The organism is Halioxenophilus sp. WMMB6, assembly GCF_033283405.1.
Lineage (GTDB): Bacteria > Pseudomonadota > Gammaproteobacteria > Pseudomonadales > Cellvibrionaceae > Halioxenophilus.
The window spans coordinates 39,909-54,514 of sequence record NZ_JAWMQR010000013.1; the positions used below are offsets into that span (position 1 = coordinate 39,909).

Sequence of the window (14,606 nt, forward strand, 5' to 3'; positions counted from 1 at the left end):
TTCACGGGGGCGGCAATTTGCTTAAAGCGTCACCAGCATTACAATTCATACATTTCATTGCTAGTTCAGTGGCCGCAGGATGTAGGCCGTAGGAGACTCATTTGGCAGATCGACGCATAGAGTTGCGCACATGTTTGGATGATCTGGTGGCCGATGGCCGCCTGGATCAGGGGGATGCCAATGTGCTGGCCGGCACGCCGCGCTCCCGCGAGCAGGCGCTGATGCATCCGCTGGCGTTTATTGCCAGCCAGGAGTTGGAGGACCTCGCTCATCCGGGTAAAAAGCTGAGCGATGAACAGCTCAGCGAGTGGCTGGCCGAAAAGGCCAAGCTGCCCCTCTATCATATAGACCCACTCAAAATCGATGTCGCCAAGGCCACCTCGGTGATGTCCTACGCCTTTGCCAAGCGGCACGGCATCCTCTGTGTCGAGGTGCGCCAGGACGAAGTGGTGGTGGCCACCGGCCAGCCCTTCACCAGTGAATGGATTCCCCAGCTGGAGCATGTCAGCCGCAAACAGGTGCGCAAGGTAGTGGCCAGCCCGGCCGATATCGCACGCTACATGGTGGAGTTCTACAGCCTGAGTAACTCCATCTCCGGGGCGCGCGGTCTGGGCGGAAACTCCACCGTCACCAATTTTGAACAGCTGCTCGAACTGGGCAGCATGAAGGATCCCGAGGCCAACGATCAGCATATCGTCAATATTGTCGACTGGTTGTTGCAGTACGCCTTCGACCAGCGCGCCAGTGATATCCATATCGAGCCGCGCCGGGAGATCGGCAAGATCCGCTTCCGTATCGACGGCATTTTGCACCAGGTGTATGAGCTGCCCGGCGCCATCAACACCGCCGTGGTCAGCCGTTTGAAAGTGCTGTCGCGCATGAACGTGGCGGAGAAGCGCAAACCCCAGGATGGCCGCATTAAAACCAAGCGTGGCGATGGCAGTGAGGTGGAGCTGCGTCTGTCGACCCTGCCCACCGCCTTTGGTGAAAAGCTGGTGATGCGGATCTTCGATCCAGAAGTGCTACTGCGCAGCTTTAACGACCTGGGGCTGGTGGGCGACGACCTGGCGCTGTGGCAAAAGATGATGCACAACCCACACGGTATCATCTTGGTAACCGGCCCCACCGGCTCCGGTAAAACCACCACCCTCTACTCCACCCTCAAACAATTGGCCACCTCCGAGGTAAATGTCAGTACAGTGGAGGACCCGATCGAGATGGTCGAAGACAGCTTCAATCAGACTCAAGTCAACCCACAGATTGAGTTCGACTTTGCCGCCGGTATCCGCACCCTCATGCGGCAGGATCCGGACATCATTATGGTGGGCGAGATTCGCGACCTGGAGACCGCGCAAATGGCGGTGCAGGCGGCGCTCACCGGCCACCTGGTGCTCTCCACCCTGCACACCAACGATGCGCCCTCGGCCATCAGCCGGCTGCTGGATCTGGGCGTGCCCAGCTTTTTGATTAAAAATACTGTGCTTGGGGTAATGGCTCAGCGCCTGGTGCGCACCCTCTGCCCGCACTGCAAGGTGCCGGGCACCATTAGCCAGGTCGACTGGGATGCGCTGGTGCGACCTTGGAAGGCGCCCATGCCGAAGGTGGTTTATCAGGCGGAGGGGTGCCTGGAGTGCCGCAATACCGGCTACCTGGGTCGCCAGGGGCTCTATGAGATTCTACCGATGACCAGTGCCGCCGCGACCATGATCAAGCCCGAAACCGATATCAGCCAGCTGCGCAACGCGGCCATGCGCGACGGTATGCGCACCCTGCGCCTGTCGGGAGCCCAAAAAATTGCCGCCGGGCTGACTACTCTGGAAGAGGTACTGCGCGTGGCGCCACCGCTGGAGCATTAAGGGGCTGCCGTGAGTTCTGTGTTGATGACCAATACACTATGAGCCAAATAGAGTTTACCGACAGTGACGCCGCCGAGTTGGTGGTTACCTTCTGGCAGGCACTGGCCGAGCGTCACGGCGATCCCCTGCCCATCACCGACGAGGCCCTCTCCGCCAGCAGCCGCGAACAGTTGGGCCGCTGCCTGGCGGGCAGCCTCTATGCCCGTGAACAGCTATTGGCTCGGCCCGAGTGGTTGCTGGAGCTTGCCGCCCCAGGTGGGCCACTGCCGGCCACCGATGACTACTACGAGCGGCTGCAGGCGGGCCTTGCTACGCTGGTCGCCGACCTGCCGACCAAAGCGTTGGTCACCGCCCTTGATGCTTTGCTGCGCCGGGAGCGGGCCCGGGCCATGGTGGCGATCATCTGGGCCGAGCTAAATCAGCTCACCTCGGTTACCGATATCACCGAACACCTCTCCGCCCTGGCCGCCGCCTGCCTGCAGACTGCGCTCGACTGCCACTACCAGCTGCTGGCTGACGAAGTGGGCTCTCCGATCGGTGCCAACAGTGGTCAGTTACAGCCTTTACTGGTGCTGGGCATGGGCAAGTTGGGTGCCTGGGAGCTCAATCTCTCCTCCGATATCGACCTCATCTTTGTTTTCCCTGAAAGTGGCGAGACTCGGGCGCAAGCGGGGCAGACCCTGCGCAAAACCCTCTCCAATCAAGAGTTTTTTACCCGTTTGGGCCAGCGCTTGATTAAATCGCTGGATGCGCAAACCGCCGACGGCTTTGTCTTCCGGGTGGATATGCGCCTGCGCCCCTGGGGCCAGAGCGGGCCGTTGGCGACCACCTTTAGTTTCCTTGAAGATTACTACCAGAATCAGGGCCGGGAGTGGGAGCGCTACGCCATGATCAAGGCGCGGGTGGTGGCCGCCTCCGCACTGCCCGGGATCGATCAGGCCTACCGCAAAAGTTGCCAGAAGCAGCTGATGGCGGTGTTGCGGCCGTTCAGTTACCGCCGCTACGTCGATTTTTCGGTGATCAATGCCCTGCGCGAAATGAAAGCGCTGATCAACCGCGAGGTGAAGCTGCGCCGTAAAACCGAGGATGTGAAGCTCGGCTATGGCGGCATTCGGGAGGTGGAGTTCATCGCCCAGGTGTTCCAACTGGTGCGCGGTGGCCGCGAGCAGCAACTGCAGGAGCGGCGCCTGCTGAAGGTGTTGCCCCGGTTGCAGGAGCTCGGTCACCTGCCGGCCGCGGTAGTGGCCGAGCTCGACTCGGCCTATCTGTTCCTGCGCCGGGTGGAGCACGCCATTCAGGCCTGGGACGATCGCCAGACCCAGGCGCTGCCTAACGACCGCGAACAGCAGGCGCGCATGGCCTATGTCTTGGGCTTTGCCTCCTGGCCCGATTTCCACACGGAGCTGGAGCGGGTGCGCAGCACGGTTAACCGCGAGTTCCAGTCGGTGGTGGGCGAGAGCGCCCATGCCGAAGTGCCGGCGCCGGCACTGCCGTTAAGCCTGTGGCAGGCGGTCTGCCAGGGACAGCCGGACGAAGAGCTGCTCGAGATCGCCGAGGCAGTCGGCCTCAATCCGGCCTCGGCCGCCATCGAAAAACTGCAGCGGCTGGCCGCTGCCCGGGTGCTGACGGGGTTGCCGCCGCAAAGCTGCGACCGCCTCGATCGACTGATCGCACAGCTGTTGCAGGCCATCGTCGAATTGGACTGGCGGGCGCTCTCCTGGCCGGACCTGCCCTCAGAGTTGGATGACGCCGAGCTGCTGGCGCGCACTCTGCCCCTGATGGAGACCATCGCCCGACGCAGCGCCTACCTGGTGCTGTTGTTGGAGAACCCCGGTGTCCTGCCGCACCTGTTGCGGCTATTTGCTGCCAGCTCCTGGATCGCCCAGGAGATCACCAGCCACCCGGCATTGCTCGAGGAGCTGCTGGATGCCGCCAGCCTGCACAGTGTGCCCGAACCTTCGGTGCTGCGCAGTGAGCTGGAGCAGGAGTTGCTGGCAATCCCCGCCGATGACCTTGAACAGCAGATGGAGGCGTTGCGCTATTTTCGTCGCGCCCACGCGCTGCGGGTGGCCGCCTGTGAGGTGAGTGGCTCATTAACTCTGATGAAGGTCAGCGACTACCTCACCTGGGTGGCGGAGCAGCTGCTTAAGCAGGTGCTCGAGATCGCCTGGGCCGACATGATTGGTAAATATGGCTGGCCGGGGGATGAGCGCGGCACCCGGCTCGATAAGGGCTTTGTGGTGGTCGCCTACGGGAAGATGGGTGGCATCGAGATGGCCCATGGCTCCGACCTCGATTTGGTGTTCATCCACGACTGTGACCAAAACGGTTGTACCGATGGTGCCAAATCCATCGATACACAAACCTTCTATACCCGTCTGGGGCAGAAGATTATCCATATTCTCAATACCCGCACCCCTTCCGGCCGTTTGTACGAGGTGGATATGCGCCTGCGCCCGTCGGGCAACTCCGGCCTGCTGGTCACCAGCCTGGCGGCGTTTGAGCGCTACCAGCGCGAACAGGCCTGGACCTGGGAGCATCAGGCGCTGTTGCGTGCGCGGCCGGTGGCTGGCAGTGACGGGCTGGCCGAGCAGTTTCAGGCGTTGCGAACGGCGATTCTCTGCCAGCGCCGGGACCCCAAGGCGTTGTGTCAGCAGGTGGTCGAGATGCGGGCCAAGATGCGGGCTCAGTTGGGCTCCAAGCCAAAAGAGGACAACTTCCACATCAAGCAGGATGCCGGGGGAATGGTCGATATCGAATTTTTAGTGCAGTACACCGTGCTGGCGTGGGCCGCCGACTATCCGCAGCTGGTGCACTACACCGATAACATGCGCATTCTGGAGAGTATGGGCAGCGAGGGGCTGTTGGCGACGGATGAGGTGCAGTTGTTGATGGAGGCCTACATCAACTACCGTTCGGCTGGCCACCGGCTGGCGCTGCAGAACCAGCCGGGTGTGGTCGGTGGGGATCAGTTCCTGGCCGCCCGCGAGCAGGTGCAACGCATCTGGGCGCGTTACCTGGCGATGGACGTTTAGGCCTCTTTATTTAATAGCCTGGGTGTTAAAGGCTCAGGCGTCGACGCTGACCAGCCAGCCGTGCGTGTCTGCGGCGCGACCCCACTGAATATCGTTCAATGCTTTGCGCAGGCGATTGGTGGTGGGGCCCGCTTTACCATTGCCCACCTGATACTCCTTACCCTTGTGCAGCAAGGTGCCAACCGAGGTCATTACCGCAGCGGTGCCCGACAGTGCCGCTTCACAGCCGGGCTTCTGGCTGCGCTCGAGCAGCTCGGCCACGCTCAGGCTGCGCTCTTCCACGGTCATGCCCAGGTCGCGGGCGAGGGTGAGCAGGGAGTCGCGGGTAATGCCGTGCAGGAAGCTGGTATCGAGAGCCTTGGTGATAATGGTGTCGCCATCAATCAGCAGGAAGTTGGCAGCACCGGTCTCCTGCACATCGCCGTCCGGGCAGAAGAGGATCTGGTCGGCTTTGAAGTCGCGCTTGGCATTGAGTGTTGGCAGCAGGGCGCTGGCGTAATTGCCGCCGCTTTTGATGCGGCCCATGTGCGGCGCACAGCGCATGCCGTCCTCTTCCAGCAGCAACCGCAAAGCGACATCGGCACCGCCGGCAAAGTAGTCGCCCACGGGGGAGATCAGTACATACTGCATTGAGGTGGTGGATGGGCCCGCAGCCTTGCCGATGGCGGGCTCGGTGCCGATGTGGGTGGGCCGAATGTAGAGTGAGCCGGGTACCTCGGGTGCCTGGTCGGCAAAGCGGCTGACCGCCATGGTGATCATCTGCCGGGTCTGCTCGGGATCAATGGCTGGTAGTGCCAGCAGGCGGCTGCTCTGCGCAAAGCGGGCGATGTTGGCGTCCATACGAAAAATTTTGACGCTGCCGTCGGCATGACGGAAGGCCTTTAAACCTTCAAAACAGGTGCTGGCGTAGTGCAGAACGTGGGCGCCTGGGTGCAGGCTGATGCAGTCGCTGGCGACCATCTTTGGTTCGCTCCATTGCTCTCCATTAAATTCGGATAGAGCCATTTCCGGCATGAAAACGCTACCAAAGGCAGTCATAGGGCGAGACCTCAAAAAAAGGGTAAATAAATGCGAGCGCGAATTGTAATTAGCCCGTCACCAAATTGGAATAGCAGCCCAGGGGTACGGCATGGTCTGGGCTTAGAGAGAAAATTATAGCTGTTGTTTGGCAGAGACTTCGGTATGATTGCCGGCCTAATTTTTAGCCTGTTTTGACCTATTACCCATTTTAACCTTCTGCTTTTGCAACACGGCTCAGTAACCACTGCATTGCCAGGGTTAAGGCGTATGGTGACTGTGGTAACGTCCCGGGCGGTAATTTAATTGATCATTAGCGCAACGATTCAGATTCGGTGGCCTGTCTTAGTGGCTTGGGTCACCAATACTGTGCATGAGGAAACGCGTGAGAATACTGGTTCTTAACGCAGGTAACTTGGCCGATGTGGTGCAGAGTCTGCCCGCCTTCTCCGATGCGGTGGAGGCGCTGCCGCATTTGGTGATTGATGTGGTGGTGGACGAGCGCTGGGAAGAGGTTCCCCACTGGCACAAGGCGGTCGGCCGGGTGTTCACCATTCCCATGCACCGTTGGCGGCACGGTCTGTTGTCGATGCTCGCTTCGGACGATGCCAAAAAACTGCGCCGACAGCTGCGCAAGTTCAATTACGACTGGGTAATCGACCTGCACGGCAGCTGGATTTCCGCCGGTTATGCGCGCAGCTTCAACAGCGCCTCGGCCGGTTTCAGTCGGGTCGACCGCAAAAAACGCACCTGCTCCTACCTCTACCATTACCGGCACCCGGAAGAGTCCGACCTGCATCGGGTGAACCGGATTCGCAATCTGTTCAGCCACAGCCTCGGTTACGCTGTACGGCGCACCCCACCCGACTACGGCCTGGATATTCGCCGCTTTGTTGCCATCGCCAGTGAGCGCCAACGCGTATGCCTGCTGCTGGGCGCCAAGCAACCGCAAATTCGTATGCCGGGGGCACAAGCCACGGCGCTTATTCAGCAGTTGCAGGCGCAGGGCTACGAGGTGCGCCTGGCCTGGCGGGATCGCAACTCGGGCGACTACCTCAAGGCGATTGCCGCCGCCACCGGCGCCGTGCTGCTGCCCAACCTGAAGTTGTCGGGTATCGCTTCCGTGATGGCCGACTCGATGGCGGTGATCGCGGTGGATAATGGCTTGTCCAACCTGGCGGCCGCCTTTGGTGTGCCGCTATTGCGGTTGGCACACACAGACGCCGATAATAATCGCACTGCCTTTGGCGGTTGTCAGCGGGTGGTGCCCTTTGCCACTGAGCCCGAGGATGTCAGTGACTGGCTGGTGGCCCTGCAACAGCTGCTATCACCTACCGGCCTACCCAACACTCCCAACCACCGTTCTGAACCGGGTGACCGGTTTGCCGCAAGCCCCATCTAAAAGAGTCTGGGCTCTCCCTGGGCCATTAAAAAGTTATGGAAAAAGAGAAGATCGAGAAAACAACCAACGAGCCAATGACGGCCGAACAGACCCAAGTTGAGCAAGCGCAGGACGAGAACACGGGCGATTACAGTGATTCTGGCCTGCAGATCTACAAGCGCCTGCTCGGTTATGTCAAACCCTACCGCACCCTGTTTGCCATATCGATTCTGGGCTTTCTGATCTACAGCCTTACCCAGGCTTCGTTTGGTTATGTCATTGAGCAATTCATAAAAGCCCTGCGCCTGCCGGAGGCGAGCAGCCTCTATTTTGTGCCGGTGCTGGTGGTGGTGCTGGCCGCCGCCCGGGGGGCCAGCTTCTTTATGGCCAACTACTCCATGTCCAGGGTGACCCTCGGTGTTATCAACGATCTGCGCAAAGAGGTCTTTGAGAAGATGCTCTTTCTGCCCAGCCGTTACTACGACGCGCGCAACTCCGCCGAACTGGTGTCACTGATCACCTTTAATATCAACCAGGTGAGCAACTCCACCTCGACGGCGGTTAAAATTGTCTTTCGCGAAGGCTTTACCGTTATTGCGCTACTGGTTTACCTCTTCTATCAGAACTGGAAACTGACGGCGATCTTCCTGTTGGTGGCGCCCTTTATGGCCGGGATAGTTGCCGCCGCCAGCCACCAGTTTCGCAAGCACAGCAAGCGCATCCAGTCGAGCATGGGCGACCTGGCCCATATCACCAGTGAATCCGTGGGTGGCTACCGCCTGGTGCGCGGCTACGGCGGTGAGCCGTACGAGCAGGAACGCTTCGACCGCGCCAGCGAGCGCAATACCAACCAGGGGGTGCGTTTCAACCTGATCCACTCCCTGCAGACGCCGGTACTGCAATTTATTCTGTCGCTGGCCATTGCCCTGGTGATGCTGCTGGTGCTGATGATCGAGGGCTCGCCCGAGGAGCATGTGGCCTACATCGTCATGGCCGGCCTGTTGGCCCGGCCCATCCGTGCCCTGACCCAGGTGAACGGGCAGATTCAACGCGGCCTGACCGCTGCACAGAGTATTTTCGATGTGATCGACAGCCCGTCGGAGGTGGATGACGGCCAGTTCCAGATTGAACGCGCCCGCGGCGACTTGGCTATCGAAGGCTTGTGGTTCCGCTACAACCCGGCCGAAGCGCCGGTGCTGCGCGATATCAACCTCACTATTGCGGCCGGCAAAACCGTGGCGCTGGTGGGTCGTTCCGGCAGTGGTAAGTCGACCCTCTCGGCCCTGATCAGCCGTTTTTATGAGCCTGAATTTGGCCGCATCACTCTCGACGGCGTGCCCCTGTCGGACTACAGGTTGGGTAACCTGCGCCGCCAGATTGCCCTGGTCAGCCAGCATGTGACGCTGTTTAACTGCACCGTGGCCGAGAATATCGCCTACGGCCACCTCTCTGGCAGCAGCCGCGAGCAGATTCGCGCGGCGGCGGTGGCCGCCCACGCCCTGGACTTTATCGAGCAGCTGCCAGAGGGCTTCGATACCCTGATTGGCGAGGATGGTCTGCGCCTCTCGGGTGGTCAGCGCCAGCGCATTTCTATCGCCCGGGCGCTGCTGAAAAACGCGCCGGTGCTGATTCTGGACGAGGCCACCTCAGCGCTGGATACCGAATCGGAGCGGCAGATTCAGGCGGCCCTCAACGAGCTGATGAAAAACCGCACCACCATCGTTATCGCCCATCGCCTCTCCACTATCGAAAATGCCGATACCATTGTCGTGATGGAGGCTGGCGAGGTGGTTGAATCCGGCACCCACGCCGAGCTGCTCGAGCGCGGCGGCGCCTACGCCCGGCTGCACTCCAGCCAGGAGCTGCTCGCCGAGAGCGAGCCGGCGGCTGGGCCAGAAGCGGAGTAATGCTGGAGAAACTCTACACCGGCGCCTGCTACCTGGCCCTGCCGTGGGTTTGGTTGCGGTTAAAACGGCGTGCCCGCCTGCAGCCGGAGTATGGCCAGCGGCTGGCCGAACGCCTGGGCTACTACCCAGGCCCGGCAGCGGAGGCGGCCAATCTCGTCTGGCTGCACACGGTCTCGGTGGGGGAGTTTCTGGCGGCGCAGCCGTTGATTGAAGCGCTGCTGGCGCGTGGCGACCTGCAACTATTGATCACCACCACCACGCCTACCGGCTCCGCCCAGGTGCGCGAGCGCCTGGGTGAGCGGGTGCAACACGTCTACTTGCCCTACGATCTGCCGCCAGCCATCCACCGCTTTCTCGACCACTTTAAGCCGCGCCTGTTGCTGGTGATGGAGACCGAACTCTGGCCCAACCTGCTGCGCCTGTGCCGCAAGCGCGGGATCGATTCAGTATTGGTTAATGGCCGCCTGTCGGCGCGCTCTGCCCGGGGCTATCGCCGGGTGGCGGGCCTCACCCGCACTATGCTCAGTAATCTCACCCTGGCGTTGATGCAGTACCCCGCTGATGCCGAGCGTCTGCGTGGCCTGGGCATGGCGCCCGAGCGGGTGGCGGTATGTGGCAGCATTAAGTTTGATCTGCCGGTGCCGGCAGCGCTCAAGCAGCAGGCCCAGGCTCTGCGCCAAAGCTGGCCGCAGGCGCAGGTTTGGATTGCCGCCTCCACCCACCCCGGTGAGGAGGTGATGGTGCTGGCCGCTTTGGCGCTGTTGAAAGCGCAGCAGCCCGACACCCTGTTGATTCTGGCTCCGCGCCACCCGGAGCGGCGGGTGGAGATTGAAAGTCTTTGTGCCGACTGGCAGGTGGCGGTGAGAAGCGAGGGTGATGCGGTGACGGCCGCTACCGATATTCTGCTGCTCGATACCCTGGGTGAGCTGATGCTCTTCTACGGTGCCGCCGATATCGCCCTGGTGGGTGGCAGCCTGGTGGAGCACGGCGGCCACAATCTGGTGGAGCCGGCCGCCTGGGGTAAGCCGGTGCTCTCCGGCCCCCATCGCTTCAACTTTGCCAGCCTGGCTGAGGCCATGGCCGAAGCGGGCGGCCTGCTGACGGTAACCAATGCCGCCGAGCTGGCCGCCACTCTGACCGAGCTGATGAGTGACAGCGCCCGGGCGCAGATGCTGGGTGAGCAGGCGCGTCAGTTTGCACAATCCAACCGCGGTGCACTGGCGCGCATATTGGCGGCAGTGGCGCCTATGCTGCCTGCCTCGACGCGATAGTCGAAGTAACGCCGGCCGTGGGCGCCGGCAAAGTGGGGAGCAACCTTATTGCGGTGGTGCAACTCCGCCCAGGCATTAACCCGGCCGCTGTTGAGCTGGCAATCCAGCCGCAAGGGTCGCAGTTCAGCGTTCACTTGTGAGAGCGCAGTGGCCAAATCGAGGTCAGCCGGCTGGCTGCTGGGCGCCTCGGTAGCGGTCACCAGCGTCAATTTCACCAGGGGCAGTGACCACTGCTCGGCCAACCGCGTCACCCGCTGTCGGTGTTGCCGGTAGCTCTCCGCCAGCTCGACCTCTGTTAACCCCTGCCGCCAATTGCCAAACACCCGGGTAAAACTCCGCTCTGTGAGTGGTTGCAGGCGCCCGGCGGGTACCCGACGCATCTTGTCGAGCAGCGTCTGCATGGAGGGGAGCCACTCGGCCAGTGGCCGCTCCAGGTAGAGCCAGTGGCTGGGTTGCAAAAGCGGGGTCAACTCGGCGTAGTCGGCAAACACCGGGCTGTCGGCCAGCACCTGAGCGCGGCTGCAGGCATCCCGGGTAAAGGCGGTGTGGGCGACGCGGTAACCCAGCTGCAGAAACTGCCAGCAGAGGCTGGTGGTGCCGGTGCGGGGCAGGCCCAACACCAGAATTTTGCCTGGCGGCGGGGGGCTCACTCGCTCTCAAACATGTAGTAGTGGCTCTGTTTCATCCCCAGCTTGTGGTAGGTGGCCTGGGCGCGACTGTTCTCCTGCTCCACATAGAGCCGAATACCGCAGATATCGCCGCGCTCGCCGGCGCGGGCCAGCACCGCCTGGTAGAGGCGGCTGTAGATCCCCTGCCGGCGAAAGGCCGGTGCCACGTAGACACTTTGAATCCACCAGAAGCGCTTGGCCCGCCAGTCGCTCCACTCCTCGGTAATCATCAGGCTGCCCGCCACCTGGCCATCGACCTCGGCTAACAGATAACCGGCCAGGTGCGGGTCGGCGAGCACCGCCGCCACACCTTGGCGCAGTGTCGTTGGGTCGAGCGTTTTGTTTTCGGTCTCCAGAGCCATGGCCTGATTAAAGGCGACCAGGGTCGAGAGGTCGCCCTCATTGGCGGAGCGGATTAGGGGGTCGATCATCGTAATTCCTTACTGCAATAGGCCTGCAACTGCCGGGTGAGGCGGCGCAGGAGTTCAGATTTTACCGTCCAGGTGTGCCAGTAGAGGGGCACCTGCACGGGCGTGTCCGGGGTGAGTTTAACCAATCGGCCGCTGGCCAAGTGTGCCTGGCACTGCAGCTCGGGCACCAGCCCCCAGGCCAGCCCGCGCAGAATGAAGTCGAGGTAACTCTGCGTGGAGGGGATCTGGTGGTAGGCGTAGTCGCTGGTGCGTATCTGCCAGTTGCGTGCCAGAAAGTTGGCCTGCAACTGGTCTTTGGGGCTGTAGTGCAACGCCGGTGCCGCCAGGAAGCCCGCTTTGTTGGCACCCTCGGCAAAGTAGTGCTGAGCGAAGCCGGGAGTGCCAACGCAGTGGTAGGTCATGGTACCCAGGGCAAAGGCGTCGCAACCGGCGATGGTTTTGGCCTCGGCACTGACCGCGCCGGAGACCTCGCCGGCGCGCAAAAAGCGCAGGGTCTCGTCCTGGTCGTCGACGCGCAGATCGAGCAGCAGCCCTTCGCGTTTGACAAATGCCTCCACGGCACCAAAAAACCAGGTGGCCAGGCTGTCGGCGTTAATGCCGATGGTAAGCGTCTGCCAGGGCTCGGCTTCGCTCTGGAACACCTCTGCCTCCAGCAGCTGCGCCTGGCGGTAGAAGTGCATCAGCCGCTGGCCCATGGCGGTGGGCTGGGGTGGCGTGGAGCGCACCAGCAGGGTCTGCCCCAACTGCTGCTCCAGCTGTTTGATGCGCTGGCTCACCGCGGACTGGGAGATATGCAGCTGGCTGGCCGCCTGCTCGAAGCTGGCGGTCTCCAACACCTTGGCCAGGGCCTGCAAATGACGATTAACCAGCTTCATAAGAAAAATTAATGACTGCTAAAAATAATTAGATTGATTGAATCCGGCAGTCTCCTAAACTGGCGCCCGCTTGTCCAGCCCGCTGGTGGTTGGCAGAGGATTTTGAGGAGCAGTTGTGAGTAGTTTGTTACCGGTGTTCCAGGGCTATTCGTTGACCCTGGGGCTCATCATGGCGATTGGCGCCCAGAATGCCATGTTGTTGGCGCAGAGCCTGAAGAATCAGCATCAATGGTTGATGGCGGCCATCTGCATTGTGATTGACGTGGCGCTGATTGTGGCCGGGGTGTTTGGTTTGAGTCTGCTGTTGCAGCAGGCGCCGCAGCTGTTGTTGTGGTTTAAATGGGGCGGCGCGCTTTTCCTGGCCTGGTATGGCTTTACCGCCTTTCGCCAGATACGCAAGAACCACCACCTGCAGACGGGTGACGCCGTGGCCAGCGCCCGGCGGGCGATTATTCTGGCTACGCTGGCGGTATCGCTGCTCAACCCCCACGTCTATCTCGATACCGTGATTTTGGTGGGCTCGGTGGGGGCGCAGCTGCCCGCTGTCGAGCGCTTCTGGTTTGTACTCGGTGCCTCGGCCGCCTCGGCCACTTGGTTTGTGTCGCTCTGCGTCGCCGGCCGGCTGCTGCAGCCGGTCTTTCAAAAGCCCCGTGCCTGGCAGGTGTTGCATGGCTTGGTGGGCAGCACCATGTGGGCGATTGCGTTGTCGCTGGTGTTGTGAGTGCGGTTTGGTCAGATGGTTTGGCCTAGAGGTCGTCGCCCAGGCTCGGGCGGCGGTTGAAGCGGGCCAGCGGGTTGTGCTCGGCCTCGCGCAGCTGCTCCTCTTTGAGTTTGGCGTCTAGCTTGGTCAGGAAGGTGCGGTAGCTGGCGGCCTTGTGTTCCAGGGAGGGGATGCGGTCGAGAGCGTTGGCCAACAGCATATAGGCGTCGCGGATCAGCTGTTTGTCGGTGTGCTGCTTGTGAAAATTGTTCAACACCGCCACCACTGCGCGGTAGTCGCCCAGGTTCATCATGATCTGGCCTAAGCGGATGGCCAGCTCCGGTGTCTCTGGCTGGTAGTTGGGGCAGCTTTTAATGATCTCCCGGTAGATGTTGGCCACCGCAAATTCGTCATCCCGGGCCATCAGCCGCGGCAGGAACTGATCGGCGTAGCGGGCCAACTGCTTGGCTTCGCCCACCCGGCACATCAGGCGCAGACACTTCTCCCACATAGCCAGGTTGGCGGCGTGTTTGGGCAGGAGCTCGCGGTAGAGGTCGAGGGCGTGCTGGTAGTAGCCCTCCTTGACCAGTACCTCAATCCGGGCCAGGTCGATTTCGGTATCGGAGCGGGGCTCGCGGGTGTAGTCGCTGTCGGCGGTGTAGAAGCCCAAGGCATCCTGCTTTTGGAAGACCAGGTAGCCCATCAGGTGAAATACCACCACGGTGTAGTAGTTGGAGATCAGGTTCTGGGCAAAGAACTGGATGTGGCGGTGGCCTTCGCCAATCAGGGCGCTGAGCACCTCCACCGAGGCCATCATGATGAAAATAAAGAGCAGCATGATGATGTAGGCGGCACCGCTGGAGGAGATAAGCCGCAGTACATTGGTGGGACTGACCGCCTCGGCCAGGTTGCCATTGATGGCCAGCAGAATAATGATGGCGGGCACCACGAACAACATCACCAGGCCCAGCAAAAAGGCCATTTCCGCGCCCAGCAGGCGGCCGGCGGCACTGATGGCACCGCCCGCTAAAAAGAGAATGACAAACAGCTGCAGCAGCAGTTTGAAGCCGCCATGAAAGCTCTCCTGAAAGTTGGGCGCCTGCAGATGGCCGTTGGCGGTCTGCTCCAGGCAGTGGAAGCTGTAGCTGGTCATCAACAGGATGGGGAGCAGAACAAACCAGAGGTTGTAGGTGCCAAACACCGCCAGCAGCGAGGCCCCGGCAATCACCAGCAGTGACTGCGTCGAGAGCGGGTAGCGGTAGATCTTATCGAGCCGCCGCCAGAAGGGTTCGACGGTGTGGGCGGCGCCCAGAAAAGTCATCGATTTGTTGCAGATAAAGCAGCGGCGGCCATCATCGTCGTTGGTGGCTGGCTTCTCATCACAGCATTTATCACAGGTGTGCGTTTGGCAGTGCTTGCAATAGAAGAGCGCTGGCACCAGCGGGTGATATTTGCAGTGGCTCAT

11 protein-coding genes are annotated in these 14,606 nt (G+C 61.3%); 6 read left to right on the top strand and 5 right to left on the bottom strand.

What is annotated here, in order from left to right; genetic code table 11:
- Positions 1 to 101 precede the first annotated feature (101 nt).
- Positions 102 to 1,856: a GspE/PulE family protein gene (locus tag SBL51_RS21905; RefSeq protein WP_317933320.1), complete on the top strand. Its 1,755-nt coding sequence runs from the start codon at positions 102 to 104 to the stop codon at positions 1,854 to 1,856.
- A 38-nt stretch (positions 1,857 to 1,894) separates the two neighbouring features.
- Positions 1,895 to 4,891, top strand: coding sequence for a bifunctional [glutamate--ammonia ligase]-adenylyl-L-tyrosine phosphorylase/[glutamate--ammonia-ligase] adenylyltransferase (gene glnE, locus SBL51_RS21910; protein ID WP_317933321.1), 2,997 nt, complete (start codon positions 1,895 to 1,897; stop codon positions 4,889 to 4,891).
- Positions 4,892 to 4,924: 33 nt separating this feature from the next.
- Here the strand turns inward: glnE and SBL51_RS21915 are convergent, their stop codons facing one another.
- Positions 4,925 to 5,929 carry a branched-chain amino acid aminotransferase gene (locus SBL51_RS21915; protein WP_317933322.1) on the bottom strand — a complete coding sequence of 335 codons (1,005 nt, stop codon included), beginning with the start codon at positions 5,927 to 5,929 and terminating at the stop codon, positions 4,925 to 4,927.
- 364 nt (positions 5,930 to 6,293) lie between these two features.
- Between SBL51_RS21915 and SBL51_RS21920 the strand changes: the two genes are divergently transcribed.
- From SBL51_RS21920 to waaA, 3 genes are read left to right on the top strand one after another with little or no spacing between them, the layout of a single operon-like run.
- Positions 6,294 to 7,310 (top strand): glycosyltransferase family 9 protein, encoded by a 1,017-nt coding sequence (locus SBL51_RS21920; RefSeq protein WP_317933323.1) that lies wholly within the window; start codon positions 6,294 to 6,296, stop codon positions 7,308 to 7,310.
- A gap of 35 nt (positions 7,311 to 7,345) precedes the next feature.
- The gene (msbA, locus tag SBL51_RS21925; RefSeq protein WP_317933324.1) at positions 7,346 to 9,196 is read left to right on the top strand and encodes a lipid A export permease/ATP-binding protein MsbA; all 1,851 of its coding nucleotides are present in this window, start codon (positions 7,346 to 7,348) and stop codon (positions 9,194 to 9,196) included.
- Positions 9,196 to 10,467 (top strand): lipid IV(A) 3-deoxy-D-manno-octulosonic acid transferase, encoded by a 1,272-nt coding sequence (waaA, locus tag SBL51_RS21930; protein ID WP_317933325.1) that lies wholly within the window; start codon positions 9,196 to 9,198, stop codon positions 10,465 to 10,467. Before msbA ends, waaA begins: the two co-directional genes overlap by 1 nt.
- On the opposite strand, the gene SBL51_RS21935 is transcribed toward waaA, so the two are convergent.
- The 3 genes from SBL51_RS21935 to SBL51_RS21945 are packed head-to-tail and all read right to left on the bottom strand — an operon-like array spanning position 10,386 to position 12,441.
- Positions 10,386 to 11,117, bottom strand: coding sequence for a sulfotransferase (locus SBL51_RS21935; RefSeq protein ID WP_317933326.1), 732 nt, complete (start codon positions 11,115 to 11,117; stop codon positions 10,386 to 10,388). The two genes, waaA and SBL51_RS21935, sit on opposite strands and share 82 nt — an antisense overlap.
- A complete protein-coding gene (locus tag SBL51_RS21940) occupies positions 11,114 to 11,566 on the bottom strand; it encodes a GNAT family N-acetyltransferase (RefSeq protein ID WP_317933327.1) in 453 nt (150 codons plus the stop codon). The genes SBL51_RS21935 and SBL51_RS21940 overlap by 4 nt, the downstream gene beginning before the upstream one ends.
- Positions 11,563 to 12,441, bottom strand: coding sequence for a LysR family transcriptional regulator ArgP (locus SBL51_RS21945; protein ID WP_317933328.1), 879 nt, complete (start codon positions 12,439 to 12,441; stop codon positions 11,563 to 11,565). Before SBL51_RS21945 ends, SBL51_RS21940 begins: the two co-directional genes overlap by 4 nt.
- Before the next feature lie 115 nt (positions 12,442 to 12,556).
- Here SBL51_RS21945 and SBL51_RS21950 point away from each other — a divergent pair, with 115 nt between their 5' ends.
- Positions 12,557 to 13,162 (top strand): LysE/ArgO family amino acid transporter, encoded by a 606-nt coding sequence (locus tag SBL51_RS21950; protein ID WP_317933329.1) that lies wholly within the window; start codon positions 12,557 to 12,559, stop codon positions 13,160 to 13,162.
- Positions 13,163 to 13,187: 25 nt separating this feature from the next.
- Here SBL51_RS21950 and SBL51_RS21955 read toward each other — a convergent pair whose 3' ends face one another.
- Entirely contained in the window at positions 13,188 to 14,606 is a 1,419-nt protein-coding gene (locus SBL51_RS21955) for a B-box zinc finger protein (RefSeq protein WP_317933330.1), read from the bottom strand.